17 protein-coding genes and 2 pseudogenes are annotated in these 26,142 nt (G+C 69.4%); 12 read left to right on the top strand and 7 right to left on the bottom strand.

What is annotated here, in order from left to right:
* Positions 1 to 204 precede the first annotated feature (204 nt).
* Positions 205 to 718: pseudogene (locus tag ACIRVF_RS39290) on the bottom strand (DNA-3-methyladenine glycosylase family protein); the annotation flags it as partial.
* Between the two features lie 172 nt (positions 719 to 890).
* Positions 891 to 1,151: a hypothetical protein gene (locus ACIRVF_RS39285; RefSeq protein ID WP_402829207.1), complete on the bottom strand. Its 261-nt coding sequence runs from the start codon at positions 1,149 to 1,151 to the stop codon at positions 891 to 893.
* A 173-nt stretch (positions 1,152 to 1,324) separates the two neighbouring features.
* Between ACIRVF_RS39285 and ACIRVF_RS39280 the strand changes: the two genes are divergently transcribed.
* On the top strand, positions 1,325 to 2,263 hold the full coding sequence (locus ACIRVF_RS39280) for a helix-turn-helix domain-containing protein (RefSeq protein ID WP_402829205.1): 939 nt from the start codon (positions 1,325 to 1,327) through the stop codon (positions 2,261 to 2,263).
* On the opposite strand, the gene ACIRVF_RS39275 is transcribed toward ACIRVF_RS39280, so the two are convergent.
* The 4 genes from ACIRVF_RS39275 to ACIRVF_RS39260 form a co-directional block, all read right to left on the bottom strand.
* Positions 2,260 to 2,823: a DUF6262 family protein gene (locus tag ACIRVF_RS39275; protein ID WP_402829203.1), complete on the bottom strand. Its 564-nt coding sequence runs from the start codon at positions 2,821 to 2,823 to the stop codon at positions 2,260 to 2,262. The two genes, ACIRVF_RS39280 and ACIRVF_RS39275, sit on opposite strands and share 4 nt — an antisense overlap.
* A complete protein-coding gene (locus tag ACIRVF_RS39270; protein WP_402829201.1) occupies positions 2,820 to 4,781 on the bottom strand; it encodes a tyrosine-type recombinase/integrase in 1,962 nt (653 codons plus the stop codon). Before ACIRVF_RS39270 ends, ACIRVF_RS39275 begins: the two co-directional genes overlap by 4 nt.
* A gap of 629 nt (positions 4,782 to 5,410) precedes the next feature.
* Positions 5,411 to 6,592 carry an integrase gene (locus ACIRVF_RS39265; protein ID WP_402829199.1) on the bottom strand — a complete coding sequence of 394 codons (1,182 nt, stop codon included), beginning with the start codon at positions 6,590 to 6,592 and terminating at the stop codon, positions 5,411 to 5,413.
* A gap of 123 nt (positions 6,593 to 6,715) precedes the next feature.
* Positions 6,716 to 7,129 (bottom strand): hypothetical protein, encoded by a 414-nt coding sequence (locus ACIRVF_RS39260; RefSeq protein WP_402829197.1) that lies wholly within the window; start codon positions 7,127 to 7,129, stop codon positions 6,716 to 6,718.
* Positions 7,130 to 7,290: 161 nt separating this feature from the next.
* Here ACIRVF_RS39260 and ACIRVF_RS39255 point away from each other — a divergent pair, with 161 nt between their 5' ends.
* The 5 genes from ACIRVF_RS39255 (at position 7,291) to lexA (ending at position 13,658) form a co-directional block, all read left to right on the top strand.
* Positions 7,291 to 7,956, top strand: a complete 666-nt coding sequence (locus ACIRVF_RS39255; protein WP_402829195.1) for a hypothetical protein — start codon at positions 7,291 to 7,293, stop codon at positions 7,954 to 7,956.
* 1 nt (position 7,957) lies between these two features.
* Positions 7,958 to 9,499: a DNA polymerase Y family protein gene (locus tag ACIRVF_RS39250; RefSeq protein ID WP_402829193.1), complete on the top strand. Its 1,542-nt coding sequence runs from the start codon at positions 7,958 to 7,960 to the stop codon at positions 9,497 to 9,499.
* 80 nt (positions 9,500 to 9,579) lie between these two features.
* Positions 9,580 to 11,982, top strand: a complete 2,403-nt coding sequence (locus tag ACIRVF_RS39245; RefSeq protein WP_402829191.1) for an error-prone DNA polymerase — start codon at positions 9,580 to 9,582, stop codon at positions 11,980 to 11,982.
* Positions 11,983 to 12,027: 45 nt separating this feature from the next.
* A complete protein-coding gene (locus ACIRVF_RS39240; protein WP_402829189.1) occupies positions 12,028 to 12,858 on the top strand; it encodes an OB-fold nucleic acid binding domain-containing protein in 831 nt (276 codons plus the stop codon).
* Positions 12,859 to 12,971: 113 nt separating this feature from the next.
* Positions 12,972 to 13,658, top strand: a complete 687-nt coding sequence (gene lexA, locus ACIRVF_RS39235; protein WP_402829234.1) for a transcriptional repressor LexA — start codon at positions 12,972 to 12,974, stop codon at positions 13,656 to 13,658.
* 51 nt (positions 13,659 to 13,709) lie between these two features.
* Here lexA and ACIRVF_RS39230 read toward each other — a convergent pair whose 3' ends face one another.
* On the bottom strand, positions 13,710 to 14,042 hold the full coding sequence (locus tag ACIRVF_RS39230) for a CPCC family cysteine-rich protein (protein ID WP_402829188.1): 333 nt from the start codon (positions 14,040 to 14,042) through the stop codon (positions 13,710 to 13,712).
* A gap of 148 nt (positions 14,043 to 14,190) precedes the next feature.
* On the opposite strand from ACIRVF_RS39230, the pseudogene ACIRVF_RS39225 reads away from it, so the two are divergent.
* From ACIRVF_RS39225 to ACIRVF_RS39200, 6 genes and pseudogenes are all read left to right on the top strand, one after another.
* Positions 14,191 to 15,310, top strand: a pseudogene (locus ACIRVF_RS39225) (IS630 family transposase).
* Positions 15,311 to 15,906: 596 nt separating this feature from the next.
* Complete coding sequence (locus tag ACIRVF_RS39220) at positions 15,907 to 17,328, top strand: hypothetical protein (RefSeq protein WP_402829186.1); 1,422 nt, start codon at positions 15,907 to 15,909, stop codon at positions 17,326 to 17,328.
* The gene (locus ACIRVF_RS39215) at positions 17,325 to 19,823 is read left to right on the top strand and encodes a galactose oxidase-like domain-containing protein (protein WP_402829184.1); all 2,499 of its coding nucleotides are present in this window, start codon (positions 17,325 to 17,327) and stop codon (positions 19,821 to 19,823) included. Before ACIRVF_RS39220 ends, ACIRVF_RS39215 begins: the two co-directional genes overlap by 4 nt.
* 576 nt (positions 19,824 to 20,399) lie before the next feature.
* Complete coding sequence (locus ACIRVF_RS39210) at positions 20,400 to 20,948, top strand: hypothetical protein (RefSeq protein WP_402829182.1); 549 nt, start codon at positions 20,400 to 20,402, stop codon at positions 20,946 to 20,948.
* Between the two features lie 129 nt (positions 20,949 to 21,077).
* Positions 21,078 to 21,944, top strand: a complete 867-nt coding sequence (locus ACIRVF_RS39205; protein WP_402829180.1) for a DUF1963 domain-containing protein — start codon at positions 21,078 to 21,080, stop codon at positions 21,942 to 21,944.
* Between the two features lie 326 nt (positions 21,945 to 22,270).
* On the top strand, positions 22,271 to 26,083 hold the full coding sequence (locus tag ACIRVF_RS39200) for a DUF4365 domain-containing protein (RefSeq protein WP_402829178.1): 3,813 nt from the start codon (positions 22,271 to 22,273) through the stop codon (positions 26,081 to 26,083).
* The last annotated feature ends 59 nt before the right edge of the window (positions 26,084 to 26,142 follow it).

Below are 26,142 nucleotides of genomic sequence, written 5' to 3'. Positions count from 1 at the left end.
AGCGACGACGCCCTACCGCACGTCAGCTGGCCCGGCCACCGCGAGGCGCCGTAAGGGGTCGGCTCCAGCTGCCGCGTCGCCTCCGTGCGCTCTTGCGAGCGGGTGGCCTCCAAGGCGCCGAGCTGGCAAACGTGGCGCGGAAGAGCGGACGTGTCCGAGCGGACGTCCGGCTCGCTGAACCAAGGCCGACGTGGGCGGGAGGGATCACCTCGTACGGTGGTCGTTGGGGGTGAGTCTGGGGCCGAACCGGGGGGGCGCGGGCGCCGGCGAGGAAGGCGAGTTTGCAGACGCGGTGGCGCTGGCCCGCGTACGGGGCGAGGAGTTCGAGCATCTGCTCGTCGGTGCTGCGGGCTCGTCCGGTGAAGAAGTGACCTATGTGGTTGGCGAGGTGGTAGTCGCCGACGGAGACCGCGTCCGGGTCGCCATTGCTGCGCTGGAGGGTCTCGGCGGCGGTCCAGATACCGATGCCGGGCACGGTCATCAGCCGTGCATGGGCGTCTGCGCTGGCCATGGCCGAGGCCTCTTCGAGCCGGGGTGCGAGCCGCACCGCGCGCTGGATGGTGTCAGCACGCTTGCTGTCCACACCCGCGCGGTGCCAGTCCCAGGACGGGATCAGGGCCCACTGCCGGGCGGAAGGGGCGACACGCAGGTCCGCCCGGGGGCCAGGGGCGGGCTCGCCGTAGCGGCGCAGAAGGAATCTCCAGGCACGTCTTGCTTCGAGGACTTTTCCGGCTACCGGACCGTCAGTGACGACGCTGACCTGCCCTGTTGCATCGCGTAGATGTCAGGGACGTGGTGCAGCTCCGTACCTATGTATAGGAGAAGAGGTGGAGCCGGCGAGGTCGGGGGACCTCGCCGGGCTTGCCAGCCGAGGCAGCTCGGCGGCTCAGTCAGTGGTGCTGGACCCACCAGAAAGCGAGGGAGACGAGCGAGGAGCCTGCCGAGTAGGCGGCTCCGCGCAGGAGTTCGCCGCGAAGTCGCACGTGCTTCCGGTGGGGGTGGTTGGCCAAGGTGTTGCCACCGATCGCCACCGAGGTGAGCTGCAGCTGCGCGTTTCCCGAACAGTGGCGGGTGAGACGCAGGACGACCAACCCGCTGGCGAAGACAGAGGCGGAGAGGAAGACGAGCGACAGGACGAGAACTAGCTCCATGGTTACCCCCTTGAGGTATGCCTGACGAGGGCTCCAAGCTCCCATGGCCGAGGCGGCAGGCTGCCTCATCCGAAACTGGGACTTTGAAGTCCGCATCGCCGAAGCGATCCCTGCACCTCAGGCGGCAGTTTCGCTGTAGCTTGGCGAAACTGCGAAACAGGGAGGGCGCAAGCGTGGGGTCGAACGAGGCGGACGGACTGCCCGATCCAGGGCGGGTCAGCACGGCGGAGGACCTGGCCGCCGGACTCAAGCAGTTGCTCAACCACCAGCGGCTTACTGGAAAGGCTGTCGCTGAGAAGACCGGGCTCGCCAATAGTACAATATCGACGGCGATTAACGGGAAAACGGTTCCCCGCAGGGACACCGTGGATGAAATTGTTCGGGCTGGCTGCGGCCAGGATCCAAAACCTTGGCTTGATGCTTGGGAGCGCGCCAAGAGGGACAAGCGCAAGAAGACTTCTGTCGAAGAACTTGCCGCGCTAGTCGACGGCATGGAATCGCGCATCGATTCCCTGGATGCGGCACTGCGTGATGCAGTTGCACGGATCGATGCACTGGAGTCCGAGAATGCGGATCTCCGGACCGGTAAATCCGTGGCCAAGCTAGGCGAGGAGCGGCAAGCCCGGGCCAGTGTGGCGACCGACCGGGTGATGGAACTCCTGCAGGCTTTGAGTCAGATCGACGTGGGCCCCAAGCAGAAGTGGTTGCAGGACACTCGTGCGGGTCTCGATCGCGGCCCCGAGCCCGAGTGGCATCACGCCGAGGTCGACAGCTGGAGGCGAATGAGGTCTAGCCTGATCGATGCGCTTCGCTTCGCGTCCGTGGACATCATTGACGATGATCTGAGACTCCGCCTGTCGGATGCAATTCAGATGATGGAATTCTATGGCGGGCCGGAGAAGCATGCCGGGCAGGCAGAATCCGTGACTCGTATTATCGCGGTTCAAGGTGCACTGGAAGCGACGGGGGCTTATCGCCGCGGCCAGGAACTGCCAAGCCTATCCCCCGATTTTCTCGACACGTTGGAATTTGCAAATATGTACGAGGAAGAGATTGACATCATCTCGGGCAGCCGGGGCAACAAGAGCAGCTGGGGCAATCAGGGCGGCTAGGGCATCTGAAGAATCTCGGCTTCGAGGCCGGCAATTCGCTTCTCGGCGAAACGGAGGTTGGATCGGGCGCCTTCGAGGCGTTCTTGCAGGGTGCGGTGCTCGCGGGTGAGCTGCTGGACGCGGTGCTTGAGGGTGGTGTTCTCGGTGGTCAGGGCCTGAAGTGACTCGCCGGGGACCATCTTGTCGAAGTCCCTGATCTGGCCCATGAGTTCGCCGATTCGCTGACGCTGGGCGAGGACTTCCTTCTGGGTGCGGATGAGCTCGGCCTCGGCGTTCAGCGCGCGCTCGCGCCAGGTCGCCTCGATCTGGTCGTGCTGCTGCTGGCCCCGGTGGTCGTGGCGGCTGTGGCTGTCGGTGATGGCGTTCTGGACGAGTGCGCGGGCGTCGGGGTTCTCGTAGAGGAACGTGACGGAGACGCCGGCGCGCTGGGCGATGCCGCGGATCGTTGGCCGGCCGCGCTCGCGGCGGAGCTGGCCGATCGCGTTGGCGACCTGCTCCAGCTTCTGCTGGGTCTGGGTGCGGCGGGCTGCGATGGCTGCTGCGGTGGATTCGGGTCTCACGCGGCGTCCTCGCTGGTCTCGGCTTCGTGGCAGGCGAGTTCCTGGGCGCGGAAGGCCGTGTTCCATACGCGGCCGAAGTAGTCCTGCGGTCGGCGGAGGTCGAGGGCGAGTGCCTCGTCCAGGAGCCCGATGGCGGCCAAGGCCTTCTCCAGGCCGTCGATGGCGCGTGCGGTGGGCGCGAACACGTCGTGGAGGAAGTCGGCGGTGGCCGGGTCGGGGGCGCGTTCGGCGAGTGTGCGCCACTGCTCGCGCTTGCGGTGCCAGTAGACGAGGTCTGCGCCGGAGAGGACGAACTTGTCGCAGTTGTGGCAGTTCAGGTTCCAGGGGCAGGCGTCGCCGTTGACGACAGGTTGGAAGGTGCAGAAGCCGCCCTCGGCCGGTGTCGACTTGCGGGAGAGGTCGATCGCGAGGGCCTCGGCCTGCTGGCGGGTCATGCCTTCGCCGGTCGACAGGACCAGGCCCGGCTCTGCCGAGCCCGGTCCTGAGACCCAGACCGCGTTGAGTGCCTCTTCCAGGCGCGGGTCGGTGTTCGCGATGTGCACGTAGTGCTCGGTCATGCGGGTGGAGACATGGCCGAGGTAGCGCTTGATGTGGGTCAGGTTCGCGCCGGCCTTCAGCAGCTTCGTGGCCAGGGTGTGGCGGGCCTGGTGGGCGACGCAGTGGGGAAGGTCGAGGGTGGCGATCCAGGTGCGGAAGCACTGGTTGAACCAGCTGTAGGTGATGCTCTTGCGCTGGTAGCGGTTCTCGACCTTGCTCGGGAAGAGGGCCATCTCGCGCCGCTCGCCGGCAGTGGGCGGTCGGCCGTGCCGCTGCTCGAACCTGCGCACGCTCTTGACCTGGCGCTCCGCGAGACGGTCGAAGAGCCAGTCCGGGATGCGGATGCCGTCGTCGAAGTTGCCGACCTTGGTCTGGTCGTGCCAGAACATCGGGACACCGTTGAGCCGGCCGGTGCAGTCCAGGCGGGCCTTGATGACTTCGCTGCAGCGCCGGCCGGTGAGCACGAGCGTCTCCCACACGTCCCGCACCCCGTGGTCGTCAGGGTCCAGTGCCTGCAGCCGGAGGAGGTTCTGGTGATCGGCCAGCGCTCTGGCGACGTCGTCGGGAAAGGGGTTGCGGCGCCTGGTGGGGACCTTCGCCGAGGGGACGGCGACGATGAACGCCCGGTCGAGGCCGATGCGTTCAGCGGCGCCCGATTCGAGGGCGTCGCGCAAGATCCGGCGTACGGCGTTGAAGTGGCTGGCGACGGACCCGGGAGAGGCCGGAATGAGACCGTCCTTGAACCGGCGCAGGGTGGTCCGTGTTGCCAGGGCAGGGAGCTGGTTGACGGCACGATGGCGCTGGTCGGCGACGAAGTCGACCATGTGGGCGCCGGTGAGTACGGCGGGGTTGTGACCGCCTTGCGGCGCTTTGGCTTCGAGGAACGCGGACAGCTCGATCAGGCCGCGGCGCGGGGCGTCTAGGACGTTGCGGGACTGTGGAGGGTCGGCCGTCAGCCGGAGGGCGATCCAGTCCCACAGCAGGTCTCGGAGCCATCGTTGGGAGATCTCGGAGAGGTCGAAGTGGCTGACGCAACGCTCGAAGCGGACCCCGAAGTGGTCGAGTTCGATGAAGCCCGCCGCCTTGGTGTCCTGGCGGGAGAAGTAGACCAGCCGCAGGTAGTTGAGCATCCTCGTGGCCAGTTTGCGCGCTGGCACGCCGCAGCGGTCCAGGTCGAGGTCGGCCAGCGAGCCCACGTCCTGGGCGTAGCAAGCGTTGGCGACGTACTGGACCCAGGCGAGCGGCCAGCGGCTGTTCTCGCCTCCCGCGGCCATGTGGTGAAAGAGTGCCCACCGGATCTCGGCTTTCACCAGTGGGCGCAGGCCCAGCAGGGACAACGTGCCGTAGGCCCGGTGCGCCAGCGGGGTCGTGCCGCACCACCGTTCGAACGCGGCCTGGTCCCCGTAGAGCACCTGGGCCACCCTGGGACCTGTCTGCTGCCTGGCCGGTGGGAAGACGGCCCGGGCCTGTCCGGGGCTCCCCTCCCGCCTGTAGCGCTCGTCGTGTCGGCCGCAGAGCCCGAGCGCTCGGCCCGCCTGCTTCGGGCACGGCACCACTCGACACGTGCCGAATGACGCATACGGCCGCTGGTTGCCCACCCATTGGCTGAGCTCCGGCTCAGCGCCTTTCCTGCGTCCGTGCTGGACCGCCCCCCACCAGGAGATGGTGTGCAGGAAGCACAGGCCGCTGGCCGACGACGGGACGTCCGGGCAGACGAGGCACGGCAGAGGATCCACCCTCGACCGAGGCTGCAGGGGGCGGGCCAGCGCGCGGAAGTCGACGATCGTCTTACCAGCAGCCCGCATCGCCCTCCACTCGGTCGCGTGGGTAGGGCAGTAGTTGACGCCCGGTTCGTTCGGGACCGCGCATTCCGGGATCGAGCAACCCCATCCGTGGACCGGGTGATCGCGTGGGATCGTGATGACGTCCGGCCGCATCAGGTCGTCGAAGGTCGGGGCGGCGATCAGCGCCTCCAGCACCTCCAGCCGGTCGCTCACCGTACGGGTCGGCTGATCACCTCTGGCGACGACCGGCAGTAGCTGCAGCGCGCTCACCGGGACTCACCCCAGACGTGTTCAAGGGCTGCGGTGAACTCGGGCGAGTGCAGGTCAGGGTGACCGTAGACCTCATCGACCATCCTGGCGGAAGCCCAGTTGCCGACGGCCTTGGCGACGAGCGGATCGCCGTCGCAGGCGTCGAGGACGTCGTTGGTGAACTGGTGCCTGAATGTCTGCGGTTTGATCCTTCCCGGCAGCTTTGCCCGCTGGCCGGCTCGGCGCATCATGCCCCGCGCGGCATCCGCGGTCCACGGTTCGCCGCAGCGTGGCCCCGCCAGCTGGATCAGCAGCATGCCGTGGCCTGCAGCGTACGTCGCGTACTCGCCCGTCATGTAGGTGAAGTAGCTGCTGATCATCGCCGGGCTCACCCGGTAGATCTCCCCGCCCGTGATCATCCCGTCGACGAGCCGCCAGTCCGGCTTGATCTTGGCGGCGGCCCGGTTCGGGTTTCCCACGCGGTGGCACACGTGCACGTGCGGGCTGCGGCACTCGCCACAATCCGCGTTCTCCCGCAGGTGCAAATCGACGAGGTGGAGCCCGGTCAGGCCGCCGATCCGCATGGTCGTGTCGGACAGCCAGCGCACCACCATCCGGTCCCGGTCGGTGTTCACGGCCGCCAGGAGCTCGGGCCGGGCCTGGTCCGGGAGCATCTTCGGATGGCGCCTGTGCCCGCGCCGCCCGCGGGTCAGCGGGTTTGCGGGCATCGCGGTCATCACGTGCCCGAGCATCGCCCGGTCGCGGTCGGCCTTGGCCGGAAGTCGCGTCGCATTCAGGGCCGAGCAGAGCTCCTCGTTCGTGGCGGTCACCGTGCATACGTGTACGTAGAAGCCTTTCAGGCACGCCGCCAGCACCTCCAGCGTGGACGACTCGAAGGGCCGCTTCGGCGGCACACGCCAGGCCTGCCCGAAAGGCATTGGCACCCGGGCGCCCATCGCACCCATGTAGCGATGCAGATCCAGCAGCCGCACCGAATCGGTGTCCAGGCCTTCGCGGATCCGCCAGCGCAGGTGGTCGACCAGGAAGTAGGCGTAGGTCCGCTGCGTCCCCGTGCCCTCGAACGTCCGCAGGAAGCTGTCCGCCTCCTCATCGACCGTCCCGTCCGGCCACAAGATCGTGTAGGAGTAGCCGCCTCCTCGCCGCGGGATCTCCTGCACGCGCAGGTCTCCCAGCACCATCCGACCCGGCACCGTGCCTCCTGACTCCTGGACTCACGTACGTGCCGGATCATCCCGAAGCGGTCGGTAAACCATGCCAAACCACACCAAAGAGCCACTCTGATGGATCATCAGGAACAGGATTCAGCAGTCGGTAAAGAGGACCGTGATCTTCTGTTCCAGTATCGCGAGGATCAGGGAGTCGAGGACGAGTCCGGTGGCCGGCAGGCGTAGCCCGGGGTTGCGGCGCTGGGCCTCGCGCAGCGGTCCGGGCGCGAGGACGAGTTGCTGGGGGGTGTCGTTCGCGCCGAGCAGGACCGGTAGCCGCTCCAAGAGCCAGTCGGCGCCCTCGCCCCACGCGGTGGCGACGACCTCGCTGTCGGCGGGGCGGGCGGTGACGTGCAGGGTGCCGCTCCCGCATGGGGTGCGGAAGGCACGCCACATTCCGTCCGGGCCCCATGCGGAGACGGGGTCCCCGGTGCCGCGGTTCAGCGGGGCCAGGGTCCCGGAGAGGTCGAGGGGGAAGGGGGGCCGCCAGATGCGGTGGAGCGGCGCCATCGGGTTGTTCGGCTCCTCTCCGGGGCATGCGGGCGGTGGGGGCTGGCGCGCCGAGCGTAGCCCATCCCACCGGCCGTGACCTGCTGTGATGCGACTAGTTCGAACGAGTGACCGATTTACTCGGACTTCCCATTTTCGAACGAATGCTCGATTCTTGAGGTGTGGAAGCAACTCTTGCCGCGCTCGCCCCCCAGCTCCAGCTGTCCCGCCCCGGGCCGCTGGTGCCGGTGCTGCCCGCGCTGGAGGAGCTGCTGCCGGAGCGGGGGCTGCGCCCGGGCGCGGTGGTGTCGGTGACCGGCGGCGGAACCGCGCTGCTGCTCGCTCTCGCGGCCGCGGCCACATCCGCCGGCACCTGGTGCGGCGCGGTGGGCTTCGAGGGGCTGGGGCTGCTGGCGGCGGCCGAGCTCGGCGTCGATCTGCGCCGCCTGGTCGTGGTCGAGGCCCCGCGTGAGAGGCAGGCGGAGGTGGCCGCGGCACTGGCTGACGGTGTCGGCGTCCTGCTGCTGCGCGGCGCGGCGCCGTCCGCTCCGCAGCGCGAGCGCCTGGCCACGGTGGCGCGGCGCAGCGGGTGTGCGGTGGTGGTGGGGAGTGAGTGGCCGGGGGCGCGGGTGCGGCTGTGGGTGGAGTCGCGGGTGTGGAGCGGGCTGGGGGCGGGGCGGGGTCGGCTGCGGGCGCGGCGGATGGTGGTGGTGGCCGGCGGGCGTGGTGCGGCGGCGCGTGAGCGCCGTGTCGGGCTGTGGCTGCCGGACGAGCAGGGCGCGGTCCGCAGCGCCGAGGCGCCGGTGCGGTCGGTGGCTGCTGGGCGCGGTTCGCTGGTGGTGGTCTGAGATGCCGGGACGTGAGGGTGCGCCGCGGGTGCTGGTCGGGTGGGTGCCCGACTGGCCGGTGGTCGCGGTGCTCGGTGGTGAGCCGGAGCCACAGCGGCTGGCGGCGGTCGTCGAGCGCGCCCGGATCGTGGCGGCGAGTGGTGGTGCGCGCTCGGCGGGAGTGCGGCGCGGGCAGAAGGTGCGCTCGGCGCAGGCCCTGGTGGAGGGACTGGAGGTGTTCGAGCGGGACCCCGACGCGGAGGCGGCCGCGTTCGAGCCGGTCGCCGATGCGGTCGGCGCGCTGGCCGCGCACCTGGAGGTCGTGCGCCCGGGTCTGCTGGCGGTCGCTGCCGCGGGTGCGGCGCGCTTCCACGGCGGTGAGGACGTCCTGGCCGAGCGGATCGTGGATGCGGTCGAGGCGGCCGGTCACCCGTGCCGGGTCGGCGTCGCGGACGGGCTGTTCGCCGCGCAGCTGGCCGCGCGGGCCGAGCGGATCGTCCCGCCGGGGGACAGCGCCCGGTTCCTGGCCGCGCACCCGGTGGCCGAGCTCGGCGACGCCCGGCTGGCCGGCCTGCTGCTGCGGCTGGGGATCATGACGCTCGGGCAGTTCGCGGCGCTGGCGCCCGGCAGCGTCGCGGACCGCTTCGGCGCCGACGGGGTGGTGGCGCACCGGCTGGCCCGCGGCCTTGAGGCGCGGCCGGTCGTGACGCGGCCGCCCGGTACGGACCTGACGGTGGAGGAGCGGTTCGAGCAGCCCTCCACGCTGGCGCAGCCGCTGGTGTTCGCCGCCCGAGGCCTGGCGGAGCGCCTGCACGCGCGCCTGGCCGGGGCGGGGCTGGCATGCGAGCGGGTGGAGATCGAGGTGGAGTGCGCCGACGGCACCACCGCCTCCCGGGCCTGGCGGCACGAGGGCGTGCTGTCGGTGGGGGCGGTGGCCGAGCGGGTCCGCTGGCAGTTGCAGGCCTGGCAGCAGCGCCCGGTGTTCGACGAGCGGGCGGGCGGGGTGGTGGCCCTGCGCCTGCTGCCCGACGGCCTGGTGCGCGACCCGGGCCGCCAGCTCTCCCTTCAGGACGGCGACCAGGAAGCCACCGCGCGGGCGGAGCGGGCGGTGGCCCGGGTGCAGGCGATCCTCGGCCACGCGGCACCGGCCACCGCCGAGCTGGCCGGCGGCCGAGCCCCCGGCGACCGCGTGGTGCGCACCCCCTGGGGTGACGCCCACCAGGAGCGCCGCGCGGACGGCCCCTGGCCAGGCCAGCTGCCCGCACCGTCCCCCACCCACGTGCCCGACAAGCCCCGGCCGGTGCGACTGCTGGACGCCGACGGCCGCGACGTCCAGGTCACCGCCCGAGCGGAGGTCAGCGCCGCCCCGGTGCGCCTGGTGCTGCCCGGCGACAACGCCGAGGTGGCCGCCTGGGCCGGGCCGTGGCCGGAGCACGAACGCTGGTGGGACCCCGAGCAGGCGCGGCGCACCGCACGGATGCAGGTCGTCACCCACGACGGCCGGGCTTTACTGCTGGCCGTCACCACCGGGCGCTGGCACGTCGAGGGCGACTACGACACCTGACCAGCACCCGGCAGAGCGCCCCGCCGGACACCAACCACGGCCCGCGGAACAACGGACCACGGAACAACGGAACCACCGTCATGGGCTTCACCAGCCACCCCCACACCCCCTGGAGCGAACTGCACCGCCGCCTCGCCGGCACCCCCACGGCAGACGGCGACCGCACGGTCGTGCCGTTCCCCGCCACGACACCCACCGACAGGGACGCGGCTGCTTCCCAGCTGTCCCACGGCGTCGCCGGGCGGGCCTGGGCCGAGCTGCACGTCCACTCCACCTACAGCTTCCTCGACGGCGCCAGCGACCCCGCCGACCTGGTCACCGAAGCCGCCCGCCTCGGTGTCGAGACCATCGCCGTCACCGACCACGACGGCCTCTACGCCGCCCCCGCACTCGCCACCGCCGCCCGCGCCGCAGGCCTTCGCACCGTCTTCGGCGCCGAGCTGACCCTGGACGCCGAACTCGCGCCCACCGGCATCCCGGACCAGGACGGCGAACACCTCCTCGTCCTCGCCCGCAGCCCCCAGGGCTACCGCCGCCTCGCCAAGACCATCGGCGACGCCCACCTCGCCGGCCAGGGCAAACGCCGCCCCCGCTACGACACCAGCCTTCTCGCCGACGCCCACAACAACCAGTGGGCCGTCCTGACCGGCTGCCGCAAAGGCGCCGTACGCCGCGCCCTGGCAACCGAAGGACCAGCCGGGGCCGAACGCGAACTACGCGCCCTGACCGAGCGCTTCGGAAGCGACAACGTCTACGTGGAGCTGACCGACCACCACCTGCCCGGCGACGACGACCGCAACGAAGCCCTCGCCGACCTCGCCCGCCGCACCGGCCTCACCCTGGTGGCCACCACCGCCGCCCACCACGCATCCCCCGCCCAGGCCCGCCTGGCCCAGACCCTCGCCGCGCTGCGCCAGAACGCCTCGCTGGCCGAAGCCGAGCCCTACCTCGCCGCAGCCGGCACCGCACACCTGCGCTCCCCGTCCGAAATGGCCGCACGCCTCGCCCCATGGCCAGGCGTCCAACAGGCAACCGTCGACCTCGGCCGCGCCTGCGCCATCGACTTCCGCGACATCACACCCCGCCTGCCCGGCTACCCCGTCCCCGACGGCCACACCGAGGCCACCTGGCTGCGCCACCTCACCCAGCGCGCCGCCACCACCCGCTTCGACCCCCGAAACGAGAAGGCCCACCGCCAGATCGCCTACGAACTCGACGTCATCGAGCGCCTCGACCTCGCCGGCTACTTCCTGATCGTCCACGACATCGTCGACTTCTGCCGCCGCCAGGACATCTGGTGCCAGGGCCGCGGCTCGGCCGCCAACTCCGCCGTCTGCTACACCCTCGGCATCACCAGCGTCGACCCGATCCACTACGGCCTGCTCTTCGAACGCTTCCTGTCACCCGAGCGGGACGGGCCACCGGACATCGACCTCGACATCGAAAACCGCCGCCGCGAAGAGGCCATCCAGTACGTCTACGAGCGCTACGGCCGCGACCACGCCGCCCAGGTCGCCAACATCATCACCTACCAGCCCCGCATGGCCATCCGCGACGCCGCCCGCGCCCTCGGCTACGCCCCCGGCGACCTCGACCGCTTCAGCAAGGAGACCGCCTGGCGCGACATGCCGCCCCCCGACGCCCCGGTCCCCGCCGACGTGCGCGACCTCGCCACCCAGCTGCGCGGCCTGCCCCGCCACCTCGGCATCCACTCCGGCGGCATGGTGCTGACCCGGGAACCCATCAGCGAGACCTGCCCCACCGAATGGGCCACCATGCCCGGCCGCTCCGTCCTGCAATGGGACAAGGAGGGCTGCGCCGAAGCCGGACTGGTCAAGATCGACCTGCTCGGGCTCGGCATGCTCTCCGCCCTCCACGACGCCTGCGACCTGATCGCCCAACACCACGGCCGGCGCCTCGACTTGGCCACGATCCCGCCGGACGACCCGGCCGTGTACGACATGCTCTGCCGCGCCGACAGCATCGGCCTGTTCCAGGTCGAGTCCCGTGCGCAGTCCTCGGCCCTGCCCCGGCTCAGACCCCGCCGCTTCTACGACCTGGTGGTCCAGGTCGCCCTCATCCGACCCGGTCCGATCCAGGGCGGATCCGTCCACCCCTACATCAACCGCCGCAACGGCCGCGAGCCAGCCACCATCCCCCACCCGCTGATGGAACGCGCGCTCGCCAAGACCCTCGGCGTCCCGCTGTTCCAGGAACAGATGATGCAACTGGCCATCGACTGTGCTGGCTTCACCCCCACCGAAGCCGACAAGCTGCGTCAGGCGATGGGCTCCAAACGCTCCCACGAACGGGTCGCCGAGCTGCGCGAGCGCCTGCTCACCGGCATGGCCGAACGCGGCATCCCCCAGGACGTCGCTGAGGACGTCTACGCCAAGATCGACGCCTTCTCCGGGTACGGCTTTCCCGAGTCGCACGCAGCCAGTTTCGCCCTGCTCGTGTACGCGAGCGCCTGGCTCAAGTAGCACTACCCAGCCGCCTTCACCTGCGCGCTGCTGGCCAACCAGCCGATGGGCTTCTACTCCCCGCTCACCCTGATCGCCGACGCCAAACGCCACGGCGTCACGGTGCTGGCCGCCGACATCAACCACAGCCAGGCCCGGCCCACCCTCGAACCCGCGCCGCCCGGCAGCGGGGGAGAGGACCAGCCCGCGATCCGCCTCGGCCTGGCGGCTGTCCGCGGCCTCGGTGACGAGCAGGCCGAGGCGATCGCCGCCGGCCAGCCCTACACCGATCTGGAGGACTTCGCCCGCCGCACCGACCTGCCCGAACCCGCCCTCGAAGCGCTCGCCACCGCCGGCGCCTTCGCCAGTCTCGGCGTGAACCGCCGCCAGGCCCTGTGGTCCGCCGGACTTCTCGCCCGCACCAGCGCGGGCATGCTCCCGGGCACGGCACCGGCTCTCACCGCCCCTGACCTCGCGCCGATGACCGCTGTCGAGGAGACCATCGCGGACCTGTGGGCCACCGGCACCTCCGCCACGGCCCACCCCGTCCAGCACTCCCGCGCCTACCTGGAACGCTGCGGCGCCATGACCGCCGACGAGTTCAAGACCGGCGCCGCGCCCGGCACGCTCGTCGCCGTCGGCGGACTCGTCACCCACCGCCAGCGCCCGCCGACGGCCGGCGGCGTGCTCTTCCTCAGCCTCGAAGACGAAACAGGCCTGGTTAACGTGATCTGTCCCCCGCAGATCTGGGAGCGCCAGCGCCGTGCCGCCCTGCAGTCAGCGGGCCTGCTCGTGTCCGGCACGGCCGAGCGTCGCGACGGCGCCGTCAACCTCGTCGCTACCCGCCTCGTCCCGCTCACCCTCGCCCCCGGCGCCCGAAGCAGGGACTTCCGATGACCCCAGCACACATCGCCGCGCAGGCATCCGGGGAGGTCAGCGAACCTCTAAGCCCCGTGACGGACCCGCAGGACGCCGGATACAGTCAACACCCGCACGATCGAGAGGGCACCATGGCCGACACCACGACGACCCGCACCCGCGGCGGCCGGCCTCCGGGCGTGCGTGCCGACGCCGACGGCCTCACCGAGCGCCAGCGCCGGGTGATCGAGGTCATCCGCGACTCCGTCCAGCGCCGCGGCTACCCGCCGTCCATGCGCGAGATCGGCCAGGCCGTCGGCCTGACCAGCACCTCCTCGGTCGCCCACCAGGTCAAGGCGCTGGAACGCAAGGGGTTCTTGTACCGCGACCCGCACCGGCCCCGCGCCTACCGCGTGTGGGCCGACCGCCAGACCGCACTCACCGACACCACCGAGAATACCGGCGCGACCATCCCCGTGCCGCTGGTGGGTAGGATCGCCGCCGGCGGTCCGATCCTGGCCGAGCAAACAGTCGAGGACATCCTCCCGCTGCCTCGCCAGCTGGTCGGCGAGGGCGAGCTGTTCGCGCTCACCGTGCGCGGCGACTCCATGGTCGAGGCGGCCATCACCGACGGGGACACCGTCGTCGTCCGCCGCCAGCCCGTCGCCGAGAACGGCGACATCGTGGCCGCGATGATCGACGGCGAGGCCACCGTCAAGCGCCTCATGCGCGAGCAGGGGCGGATCTGGCTGATGCCCCACAACCCGGCATTCGAGCCGATCAGCGGCGACAACGCCATCATCCTGGGCAAGGTCGTCGCGGTCCTGCGCCGCCTCTGAAGTGGCCGGAGCATCGAGCGGCGCCCCTGGCCCTGGGGGATCGCCAGCTTTCTAGAGCCAGCGGTACTCCGGGTCCTTGTACTTCCGTTCCTCGGGGAAGGGCGCGCGAACGTACTTGGCCCACTGAGGTGCGCAGGCGCCGATCGTCTCGTAGTTGTGTTGTGCCTCGGCAAGGCTCAGTGTCCCGTTCGGAGCGCCGCGGACCTCGTCGCGGTCGTGTTCGTCCTGCCCGTCGTCCTCCCAGTAGCACACGAGGCATGTCTCGTTCGCCCCGCGGGTTTCCAGGGTCAGGTAGCCGCAGCACGGGCACGCGTACGGGCCGCTCTCCGGCCCGAGTGCGACGTTGAACCTCTGCGGCATGGAGCCCTTGTCATCGCTGGTCACGCTGCCACAGATAGCAGCACTCAACGACAGTCGGCACTGTACGAGCGCGGTCGCAGACTAGTGCTCTGACCGCATAGGTTCGCCGGGTTGGCGCTGGCGGGCCCTCGGCCGGTTGGATGTCGCGAGACATTCAACTCGGAGGGGCGCGATGGCAGAGCCGGTCATGGTCCGCAGGCTCACGGACCACGAAGGCCAGCAGTTACAGAAGATCGTGCGGCGGGGCGGCACCAGCTCGGTGCGGTACCGGCGGGCGATGATGCTACTGGCCTCGGCCGGCGGCAACCGGGTGCCGGTGATCGCCCGGCTCGTACAGGCAGACGAGGACACCGTCCGCGATGTGATCCACCGGTTCAACGAGATCGGCCTGGCCTGCCTGGACCCTCGCTGGGCGGGAGGCCGTCCCCGCCTTCTCAGTCCTGACGACGAGGACTTCGTCATCAAGACGGCCACCACCCGACCCGCCAAGCTTGGCCAGCCCTTCACCCGCTGGTCGATCCGCAAACTCGCCGCCTACCTGCGCCGCGTCCACGGCCGGGTGATCCGCATCGGCCGCGAAGCTCTGCGCTGCCTGCTCGCCCGACGAGGCGTCACCTTCCAGCGCACCAAGACGTGGAAGGAGTCCACCGACCCCCGACTACGACGCCAAGCTCGACCGGATCGAGCACGTCCTGGAACGCTTCCCGGACCGGACGTTCGCGTTCGACGAGTTCGGACCGCTCGGCATCCGCCCCACCGCGGGCAACTGCTGGGCCGAACAGGGCAGGCCCGACCGGCTGCCGGCGACCTACCACCGGACCCACGGCGTCACGTACTTCCACGGCTGCTATTCGGTCGGCGACGACACCATGTGGGGCGTCAACCGGCGCCGCAAGGGCACCGCGAACACCCTGGCCGCGCTCAGGTCGATCCGGGCCGCCCGCCCGGACGGCGCCCCGGTCTACGTCATCCTGGACAACCTCTCCGCCCACAACGGCAAGAAGATCCTGCGCTGGGCGAAGAACAACAACATCCATCTGTGCTTCACCCCGACCAACGCATCCTGGGCCAACCCCATCGAGGCGCACTTCGGACCGCTGCGGCAGTTCACCCTCGCCAACTCGAACCATCCGAACCACACGGTCCAGACCCGCGAACTGCACCGCTACCTGCGCTGGCGCAACGCCAACGCCCGCCACCCCGACGTCCTGGCCGCCCAACGCAAGGAGCGCACCCGCATCCGCAGCGAGAAGGGACTCCGCTGGGGAGGACGGCCGCCGGAGGCGGCCTGACCAGCGATGCTCAGGAGCCCGCCGGAGCGCAGCCGAATACCGAGCTGGAGGCTGAGCAGTGCCGCTATCTCCTCGTCGGGGCCGAGCCCCAGCCACCATCGCCGGTTCCGGGTGGCGTTGCTCAGCCATTCGCCCTTCTGCTCTACCAGCGGATCGGCGTGGGGGATCCGGAGGACGAGCTGTCCGGTGGGCTGGTGCCCGTCACCGGCCGCGACTGCGGTGAGAAAGAAGGTGTACGGACCGATCGTGGTCGACGGGGAACCCAACAGGTGGGTATCGCTGTACGGCAGGCACTCCCACCCGTCCGATTTCTCGTTGGGGTGATGGAACAGCTGCCAGCCCCGGGGGGCCTGGTACCGAGTGGCCTGACGGGGCCCGCTCTGCTTGCTCATTCACCCTCCTCGGGTGGCCGCTGCCGCTGTCCAGGATGCGGCATCGGGGGATCGAAAGCTGGGCGTCCCGCGAGGGTGGCTCGACCTGCGCCGGCCGCCATTCGTGGAATGATTCTGATACGGCTTTCAACTCTTCAGAATCCGTTGAAAGTTACGGCTCGGTAAGGCTTGACCGCCAATCCTGGCCAAGTTTTCCATGGAAGCATGGTGATGGTCGGGAAACCGGCTGCCATGAGCCTCATGGAGCATCCGGAGAACACGATCGCTGTCCCACCGTTCGTGGATCAGCGAGTGCTGATCCAGTTCTGCCAGGCGGTTCAGACCTGCGCGGACGGACAGGGCCTCCATGACGTCGCGGCACGGAGTCTCAACGAACTCAGAGCCGACCTGGCAGCCCTGACCAACCTGGCGGCGCTGTGCCGGCTGGCAATCCTCGGACAGCCTCATGCCTTTGCCCGAGTCGTTGACGAGATGCACTGCATCGCGGTGGATCACCCGGCCGGCCCGCTTGATACGGAAGGCGAGGAGGATGAGTTCTGCGAAGATGAGACCGACGATCGCGTGCAGCTCGCTGCTGCGATCGACCTGCTTGCAGGGGCGGCATTCGTTTCGAAGGACCGTCCTCGTCAGCGCGACCGTTTCATCATCGGCATCGTGCGAGCCATCGAGAACGCGATCGCTTTTCCTGTCGTCCTCTCGCGCGAATCGGCGGCGTACCTTGGCCAGGGCCCCGGCACGCTTCTCCCGCTGGAAGCATCGAGTGTCATCGCGAACGCGACACAACGGCTGATCGAGGGCGATCAGAAGTGCGTACCGAGGCCACCGGCTGAGATTCGTAGACGCCTGGAGACATTGGCCCGCAGGTGGATGCGCGGAAATCCGGTGACGACGTTCCTGGAGGCACTCAGCGGACTCACCGTCCACCAGATCGTGCAGTGGGTGCACCCCGGTCGCACGCCATCCGACGACTCGTCGGTCGGTGACCCGCTTACCTTGCTCCTGCGTCCGGACCGTGACGAGGCGGAGGACGACGAGCAAGAGGACCGACCGTGCGGCTATGGCGCGATGTTCTGCCCGCATCAGCCAGCGGAGGTCGTCCGCCCCGTCAAAAACGGCCTACAGGTTCGAATTCCCGAAGGCGCGACCAGCGGGCCGGTCGCCGTACTGAAGCACGCGCCCGACTTCCGTAAGACGTGGGATCTGATCGTGGAGTTTGGCCGCGGCTACCCGGTGGAAATGTCCGCGAGCATCTTCGGCCTCGTCCGCATGGACGGGTGGGCCTACCCCTTCGCCTTCGGCGGCCCAAAACTGGAGATCGCCAGGAGGCCGAGGGTTACCGCGGCAGACGCCTTCACCCCAGCCGGGCCGCTCACGAACGACCACCCGGTCGCGGTGGGAGAGGAAGTCGCCATCCATTATCGGGTCAGCCCGGCCGGCAGCGGTACGAGTGCTCCTCCCAGCGTCGACGCTCCGGGCGGGGTGGTGACCCAGGGTCCCCGGCCCGGTGTGATCCTCTACCGTCCCGTGGTGCCCGGCAGGTACTTTGTCGAGCTGGCCTGGGGCGACTCCGTGGCCAGCATACCCATCCACGCCCAGGCGGATCTTCCAGCCGGAGAGCAGCCATGACGAAACCGATGGGAGAATGGGAAGATTCTTTCGATAACGCGCTGAGTATCGTGGGCGTCCACGCTGTCGTGTTGCACACGGGAAAGGTACTCTATTGGTGCTTCGACTCGCGGGCGGTCGGCCTGCTGGGCAAGGACAACGACCAGTTCGTGTCTTTGTTCAACAACCCGACACTGGGGTCCTACCAAATCTGGGATCCCGCTTTGCCGGCGCAGGCTGAACCGGTCGAAGCCATCGGTCGCAACTCGTTCTGCGCCGGGCAGTGCGCGCTCGCGGACGGCACCATTCTGGTAGCGGGTGGCCAGGACGGCGCTGGTGCCATCGAAAACTACGACTTCCTGGGCTCCAACTACTTCGACCCCAACTTCTGGTCCTCCTGGCTCAGTTCGGTAAGCGGAACCGACAACGGCGCGCTGCGGGACTTGCAAACGTTCGACCCCATCGCCCACGCCTGGACGCGTTGGCCAGACCTGCAGGACGGCCGCTACTACCCGACCTGCCTCACCCTTGGCGATGGTACCGCGTTCATCGCGGGCGGGCTGTCGAACCTTCAGCAGTGGGTTGCTTCCGGTTCGAACTGGGCGGAGAATGATCAGTTCGAGACCGTTCCTCCAGGGGAGTTCTGGCACGGCACGACACCACAGCAAAAATTCCGTTCCGCCGACCAGTATCCGATCATCTGCCTGCTGCCGGGTAGTTACACTCTCTTCGTCCATATCGAGACCCAGACCTCGCTCTTCGACCTGGACAGCTCCTCGTTCATCGACGGGGCCGTTTTCATGCCCCCGGGGGTCGGCCGGCAGACGTATCCGATGCAGACGGGTCATGTGCTCCTACCGCAGAAGCAGGGCGACGCACCCCGAATCATGATCGTGGGCGGCAGTACGTCAAACAATTTCGACTTCAACACGCAGTCGGACAAGCCAGCCGTCCGGGGCGCGTTCGTCTTCGAGTTCAACCCGGCCGCGCCGCTGAATTCCCGGTGGCGGGCCACGAAGGGCACACCGAATGTTGCCCGCCTCATGGCCGATACCGTCCTTCTGCCGGATGGCACGGTGTTCGTTGTCAACGGCTATTCAGGGGGAGCTGCCGCAGGTCACACGGACCGTTTCGGGCCCGTCATGGAGGCCGAGATATTCGACCCGGCCACCGAGATCTTCACGCTCGTCGAGCCCAATCCCCGCGCCGACCATCCACGGGGATACCATTCCACGGCGGTCCTTCTGCCCGATGCCCGCGTCGCCATGGCCGGCAACACCGATGCCTACAACCCCGATGAGCCGAACCAGCACGACGACGTCTCCATCCAGATCTACGACCCGCCGTACCTGTTCGCCGGTCCACGACCGGTGGTGACGGGCGTGCAGGAGGAGATCCCTTACGGATCGTCTGTCGTGGTCGACACCTCCGGGGGCCCGCCGGTCGCGAAAGTCACGATGATGCGGCCGTGCGCGGTCACACACTCGGTCGACATGGATCAGCGAGCGATCCTGCTCAAGACCACAGGCGGCGCGGGGACCATCACCATCGAGTTCCCCACCGACAAGACGCTCGCCCCGCCCGGCTACTACATGCTGTTCTTCCTGAGTGCCGCGGGTGTCCCGTCCACCGCGTCGTTCGTGCGGATCTTCGACGCGGCTCCCACCTACCCGCCGATCAACCTCGGCACGTACTCGGGCTCCGGCTTCATGGCCATCGAAGAGTCGTTCGACGGTGACATAACCTTGGAAAAGATCGACAACGGTGCCAGGGTCACGCTCGAAAGCCGGCACGGCAGCATCACCATCAACGACAGGATCAGTGACCAGGGCACGTACGCCAACCTCAAGGCGGCCACGACCGTCAGCATAGGCAAGAAGATCGATCAAGGCGCCCAGGTCGAAATCCTGGCCGGCGGCGACGTCGCGATCGGTCAGACGATAGACCAGCACTCGTCTGCGATGATCACCTCGACCTCGGGCAAGATCGACATCGGCCTGAAGGTGGACGCCCACAGCTCTGCCACCCTGATCGCCGGCACGACGGTCCACATCGGCCAGACAGTGGATGCTTACTCCAAGGTCAAGATCGTGGCGCAGGGCGAGGTGTCAATCGACGAAATGCTCGACCAGCACACGACCTCGGATATCACCTCGGTGCACGGCGCCATCAGGATTGGGCAAAGTGTGAACGCATGGGCCAATGCCACACTCACCGCCCAAAGCGGCGTCCAGATCAACCAGAAGGTCGACCAGCATTCCATCGCCACCATCACCGCCCAGGGCGACGTCCAGATCAACCAGAAGATCGACCAGCATTCCATCGCCACCATCAACTCTGCCCAGGGCTCCATCAACATCGGGCAGGGCCTGAGCGGCGAGGCGACGGCTACAGTCACAGCGCCGCACGGCGACATCAACATCGGCGACTCGGTGGACGGCGGCTCCACGCTCAACTGGACTGCCCAGCAGCTCAACTGCCCCCACCAGGACGGCACCATCAACCACATACCCTGACCTGTAACGGTGAGGCCTCAGCCCCCGGTGAGCGCACCGAGGCGGCCGTCGAACACTGTGATCGCCACCGTCGTCCTCGGCCCACCAGACTCCGCTGCAAGCACTGATAGGTCACGGCGGTTGTTCATGCACCGAGCCGTGTGACGGGTCCCGCAGTGCTGCAGCCCAACGCAAGTGACACAAGAGCGGATCACGGACGCCGACCCGGTGAACCTTCTCGGTCGCAGCACTAGACGGCAAGGCGACTGGTGCGGCGGCTACTTGGGGACCGTCATGGTGGCCGCCGCGGATGCTTCTCCCGCTCTACCGCCGGAGCTACCTCTGGGCCGACCACTATGCCCCGTTGTTGAGACGTTCCCACGGAGGTGACGGGGGATTCCCAGGTCGTAGACCGCCCACCTGAACAGCCAATGCCCTGACACCCTGCGTGATGTTCGTATGGCTGCCCGGAGCGCCCATGAGGCGGTCCGGAAGAGGACGGGAACCCGATGTCAGGCCAGCATGCCAACATCACACCACCACGAGGAGAGAAGGGGAGCCACCGTGAGCTTCTTGGGGATGTGGTGCCTGATACCCATGCACGCCGACACCATCACGCAATACGGGACAGAGCTGGCCCCGGCCATCGAGGCCGAAGCCGCACTCCCCAAATCGAGGGACCTTCTCCAGCAATGGCAGCAGGAGGGCAGCACGGAGGCGTTCATGCACCAGTTCCTCGACGCCGCCGCCCCGTCCGCACTGGACGAGAGGATCTGTCTCGTCTACGAGGCATGGGAACGCGGCTACGACAAGACCCTTCCCCACCTCGCGGTTTCCACCCGCAAGGGCTACCCGGCAGCCGCCATGGCCTTCGCCCTCGGACCTGAGCGCAACGCTGAACTACCCGGCTGGTTCGGAGACCTCATCCTCACCCCCGAACAGGTCCGCCAGACCCTTCCCGCCGTCGAACGAGCCTTCACCTGGACCCCTCAAACACGACGCCAAGCCGAGCTGCTCCTCACCGCCGCCCTCTACCCCGAAGGCGACCGGGAAGACATCGACGCCCTTCTCGACGGCGTACCCCCGGTCTGGCGCGCCGCAGCACGCGTCGGCCAAGGCCTGCTCGGAGCGCACTTCATTCCCTGACCGCGCGAGCGAGTCGACCCGTACCTCCCCTGAACCAACTCCACCCCCCATCGGCCCGCCCAAGAGCACCGACGCACCGCAAGCTGGAGACGACGAACGACCCGCACGACCCCGCAACGCCCCGTGGGCGTGGAGCAGCTCTTCCCCGAACTGGTGCCGCTGCGCCGCGACGCGATACGCCTTCATCCGCGCGCCGGCAGCCCGTCCTCGGCCGAGAGCTCGGTCGGCGGACCGCTGTTGTGGCCCGCAGATGAGCCGTGGCCGCTCTGCCCGAGCACCAGCCATCCGGCGGGGTGGGACCGGCCCGAGACGGAGGGGCCGGTGCCGATGGTGTCCGTCGTCCAGATCCACCGACAGGACGTGCCCCAACTGGACTTCCCCGCCGGGACCGACCTGCTCCAGGTGCTCTGGTGCCCGTTCATCGTCGACCGTTGCCCGGAGCCGACGCCCAGGGTGGTCTGGCGTAGCTCCGACTCGGTCGGCCCGGTCCTCGTCACAGCGCTGTCGACCATCAGTACGGCGCCCGAGGACAGCATCCCGGCCCCGTGCGTCCTGTACCCCGAGCCAGTAGTCGACTACCCGAGCTGGGACATGCCGGAGGAGCTGGGCGAGGAGCTGCGCGTCCGGATGGAGGAACTGAAGGCCCGCACCGGCCTGTGGTACAGCTACCACCTGGCCGCGGCCCCGGGGATCAAGCTCGGCGGATATCCGAGCTGGACCCAGGATCCCTGCTGGCCGGACTGCCCGACCTGCGGGCAGACGATGGACCACCTCCTGACGGTGAGCAGTTGGGAGTACGACGGCCTGTCGTACCGCACCTGGCTTCCGCTGGAGGACCGCGACAGCGAGACCGGCGAGGAACGCCGGGATGCCACCGGGGGCCGCGGGGCGCACAGTCCTGCCCAGGTGATGTTCGGGGACGCGGGCGGCGTCTACATCTTCGAGTGCCGCTTGTGCCCGGACCGTCCGGTGGACCACCACTGGGACTGTTCGTGAGGCAGCATGATCGCGTCCGGCACGGACCGGCGATGCCAGCGAGGAGTCCCAAGGTCTTCAGGCTGAACGTTGATGATCTTGTGTGGCAGTTGAGCCACCTTTGCGGTGTCCCGCTCGGCCTCCTCGGTCTCCCTCGTCAATGGGCGGCCGCAACGTGGGTTTGGCTGTTGGCGGCAACGCCTTACCGCTGACGTCAGGTTGGACGGGACTGGCGGTGACTGGTAGAACGCTGACCTGACGTTCAGCTCCTTGTGGCACCACCGCGGTATCCGGTCGGCACGGGACGAAGCCGAACGTGAAACCGGTGGGAGGAGTGCACGGTGCGGGTGGCCACCACGGAGTTCACCGGGCGCCGGGGCGCCACGATCGTGCAGGACCTGTTCCTCGAAACCTTCGCTTGGATTCCCCGGGAGATCCACGACACTGATCTCGGGGTGGACTTCGATGTCGAGGTCGTAACCGAGGGACAGACCAGGGGCCGCCACCTCGGCATCCAGGTCAAGTCCGGCCCGAGCTGGTTCGATGAGCGATCGTCGGCCGGCTGGTGGTTCCGCTTCGGTGACGACCACTACCAGTACTGGCTGAACCACGACTTCCCAATCATCGTGGTCCTCGTCGACCTCGAGCGCCGGTGCGCGTACTGGCAGCAGGTCACCGCCGACACCGCCGTGCCCGCGGGCGAGAACTGGAAACTTGAGGTCCCGGCCGCCCAGGTGCTCGACGCCAGTGCCCGGGAGACGCTCGCCGGGCTCGCGGACGCACCGCGGGTCTACGGCGACGCCGCGCTCACTGCCTTCCACGACCACCTTGGCCACCTGCCGCCTGAGGCCGTCACCGCGCTGGTGCGCCTGCACGCCCAGGTCCCCCGCACCAACCTGGAAGCCCGCAGGCCCGTCGAGCGCCTCACCGCCACCCTCGCGGGTGGCCGCCATGACCCGGACGCCTGCTGCGCGGTTCTGCTGGAGCGCACGCCCAACTGGCTGACCGGGCGAACCAAGACCAACCCGAAGTGGCAGGGGCCCGACGAGCGCGAGGTCTGGTGCGCGATCGGCGGCTACGCCAACGAGCACGAGCTGCCTGCGCGCGCCGCCGACGCGTTCGCCCGCGCGGCCGCAGCAGGCGCACAGCCGCCGGGGCACTGGCAGGCCAGCGCGGGAATCTTCGAAATGAACGCCGGTGTGCCGCAGGCCGAGCAGACCCTGCGCGCGGCCCGCGATCTGGAGGGCGGGCAGATCCTCGCCGACATCGGCCTGGCCATCCTTGCCCACCGGGGCAGGCCAGGCCCGGCCGAGGTGCCGCAGAGCCTGTCCGCACACAACATCGACGCCTGGCGGACGTCGCCGACAGCCCGCATGTTCCTGGGCGACCAGTGCGCGGCACGCAACGACTATGACGGGGCGCTGACCCACTACGAGGCCGCCCTGTCGCGTTCTCCCGGAAGTTCGGCCGCGCAGATCCTGATCGCCCGAGCCCTCCTGGCCCGCCTGAGTACCCACCTGTCGCCGGGGCGTGATCAGGACCTGCGCCGGGTCCTGCAGTTGGCTTCCGATGCCCGAGCAGCGCGCCGGTGCTGGGACGGGCCGAGCGAGACCGCCGCCGAAGTGCTGATGCAGGCGAGGCTGCTGCAGGCCGACGTCGACGCGGCCCTGGCCGTCGCTCTCCCGGCACCCGACGGCGAAGCAACCCCACGGGAAGCTGCGGCAGCCAGCCTGACCGCGCTCGCCGCCCGCGGCGCCTACTTGGCCGGCCAGCTCGACACGGGCGATGCGCTCGCCGCCGCTTCGGCGGCGGCCTCACCGTTGTACACCGCCCAGCTGGCCGCCTTCCGCGCCCAGGCCAGCGGCGCCCAGGCCCAGGAACTGCGCCGCCTGTGGACCACGGCACTCGACGACGCGCCCAGCGAGGACCAGCGCTTCATCGCCATCCAGTACCTCGCCCAGGCCGGCCAGTGGCCCATCCCCGCGCTGGAGGAGCGCCGCGCAGCCGCCACCATCCCACCCGACGTCTACGCCGTGCTCGCCGCCAAGGCCCACACACAGCTCGGCGACCTGCCGCAGGCCGCCCGCACACTCCGCCCGCTCCAGCACACCAGCGTCCTGGCCGTCATGGAGCTCGCCGACATCCTGGAACAGGCCGGCACGCCACACGAAGCCGCAACCGTGCTGCGGCAAGCGGCCGACCGCTTCGCCGACCTGAACCTGGAGCTGAAAGCCCTGGACGTCCTGCGCCGCTGCGGTGACGATCAGGCCCTCGTCCAGCGAGCCCTGCTCCTGCTGGCCCGCCCCGGCCTGCCGAGCACGATTCGGCAGCGGCTGCGCCAGCACCTTCTGGACCATGCCTACCGGATGCGAGACTGGGCCATGGCCGGCGAGCACGCCGAAATGGGCCTGAACGACCTCCTCACCGCCAACCCCGACACCGACGCCGCAGACCTCGTCCGCAGCAACGAGGCGGCCCAGGACTTCGCCTGGGCCAAGACCGGCGCCCTGTACAACCTGCGCCGGTGGAACGAGGCCTGGGCCGTCTGGGAGCGCTACCAGCCCCAGCCGGCCAGCACCCAGCAGGCACTCATCTGGCTCCACTTGATACGCCGCCGCCCGTGGACCGAACGCGGCGTCCGCGCGCTGCTCGACGTGCGCACCCGATTCGCCGCCGACGACGAGGTCTCCAGCCAGGTGCTGGACGCCGTCAACCGCGCCCTGACCGTCGCCGACGACCCCGCACAACCCCAGTGGGGAGCACCCTGGACCCAGACACCGACGCCCGACCTCCTCCACGAGCTGCGAACCCTGGCCGGCCAGGCCATGGACGACCACCAGGCACGCCACCCGAACGGAAGCCTGACCACCGTAGTCGGCGCCCCCGACGCCGACACCCTGAAAGCCCTACACACCACCGCGGCCGCCCGCTCCTCGACACACCGCCAGGTCCTGCAGGCCATCCGCGACGGGGACGCCGTCCTGGGCCTGGCCGCCAGCACCCTCAACGGCCTCTACACCCAGTCCCTCATCCAGCGAGCCGCCGGCCTGCTCCCAGCCGCCACCACCAACCCGGCCGCCCAGGAAGCCGAACACCTCGCCGCCACCCAAGCCCTCGACACCACGATCGTCCTGGACCCCAGCGCCCTGGCCCTCACCGCACTGCTGCCCGGCCGATGGGACGCGCTGCGCGCCCACCTCGCCGCCGTACACCTGCCCGACGTCTGCATGGACGACATCCTGCGCACCGAGGACGCCATCGACCGCCTCCTCGCCGCCACTTACACCGCAAGCCTGGCCGACGACGCCACCACAGTGCAGACCACCACACTCACCACAGCCGCCAAGACACACCTGGCAACCCAGATCAGCGCGATCACCACAGCCGCCGACGCCACCACGCTGATACCCGTCACCGGCCTCGACGCCGCCGAAGCAGCACTCAACCCCCGCGGCACCGCCGACACCCCGACGCTGCGTCTGGAGATCGACGGGCCGTGGGCCGCCCCGCTCCAAGCAGCGCTCACCCACCACCTGCCCCTGTGGTCGGACGACGCGCTGCTGCGCGAGATCGCCCGCGACGCTGGCATCCCCGCGTTCGGAACCCTCGCCCTCACCCGCGCCCTCATCGACCAAGACCGCCTCCCCGACACCCGCGACGACGACCACGCCCTCCTTCTGCGCCAGTACGTCGTCGATCTCCCGCTGGACGAGGCGACCATCCTGGACCAGGCCGAGGCCGACGAGTGGCGGCCCGGAGCCGTCACTGCCGCACTCAGCCGCCCCGCCCCCTGGGGCCGGCCCGACGCGCTCACCACTTGGGCCACCCTCGTGCAGACGGTCGCCGGCCGCGATCCGGACCAGCTCGGCCCATGGACGCACCTCGCCTCACTCGGGGCAGGCGCGGCAGAGCCCGACCCCTACCGCACGACGGCCCAAGTCCTCGTGACCGCCCTCGCCGCAACCGGGCCGACACCAGAGCGTGCCACCACACTGGTGGCGGCAAGCGTGGAAGCAGCCATCCTGCGCGGCCTGTCCCCGTACGCCTGGACGACAGCGGTTCACACGGCACTCGCCGAGCCAGCCGCACCCGGCCAACCGCAAGGCCCAAACGCAACGGAGATCGAGCAGATCATCGCTCAGTTCATCCGTAGGGCATAACTGAGGAAGCGACAAGGCGCCATCGGCCTGCTGGATGGAGATGGCCGACCACGACCTTG

This window comes from Kitasatospora sp. NPDC101157, from assembly GCF_044768255.1.
GTDB lineage: Bacteria > Actinomycetota > Actinomycetes > Streptomycetales > Streptomycetaceae > Kitasatospora.
The sequence above is the reverse complement of the archived record's forward strand: the minus strand, read 5'-3'. Positions and strand labels throughout refer to the sequence as shown.

What these genes read in the sequence shown, in the direction of transcription:
- lexA (WP_402829234.1), top strand. Translation starts at nt 12,972, where the DNA reads ATGGCCGACACCACGACGACCCGCACCCGCGGCGGCCGGCCTCCGGGC.
- ACIRVF_RS39245 (WP_402829191.1), top strand. Translation starts at nt 9,580, where the DNA reads ATGGGCTTCACCAGCCACCCCCACACCCCCTGGAGCGAACTGCACCGC.
- ACIRVF_RS39265 (WP_402829199.1), bottom strand. Translation starts at nt 6,592, where the DNA reads ATGGTGCTGGGAGACCTGCGCGTGCAGGAGATCCCGCGGCGAGGAGGC.
- ACIRVF_RS39250 (WP_402829193.1), top strand. Translation starts at nt 7,958, where the DNA reads ATGCCGGGACGTGAGGGTGCGCCGCGGGTGCTGGTCGGGTGGGTGCCC.
- ACIRVF_RS39210 (WP_402829182.1), top strand. Translation starts at nt 20,400, where the DNA reads ATGCACGCCGACACCATCACGCAATACGGGACAGAGCTGGCCCCGGCC.
- ACIRVF_RS39240 (WP_402829189.1), top strand. Translation starts at nt 12,028, where the DNA reads ATGGGCTTCTACTCCCCGCTCACCCTGATCGCCGACGCCAAACGCCAC.
- ACIRVF_RS39215 (WP_402829184.1), top strand. Translation starts at nt 17,325, where the DNA reads ATGACGAAACCGATGGGAGAATGGGAAGATTCTTTCGATAACGCGCTG.
- ACIRVF_RS39285 (WP_402829207.1), bottom strand. Translation starts at nt 1,151, where the DNA reads ATGGAGCTAGTTCTCGTCCTGTCGCTCGTCTTCCTCTCCGCCTCTGTC.
- ACIRVF_RS39260 (WP_402829197.1), bottom strand. Translation starts at nt 7,129, where the DNA reads ATGGCGCCGCTCCACCGCATCTGGCGGCCCCCCTTCCCCCTCGACCTC.
- ACIRVF_RS39220 (WP_402829186.1), top strand. Translation starts at nt 15,907, where the DNA reads ATGGTGATGGTCGGGAAACCGGCTGCCATGAGCCTCATGGAGCATCCG.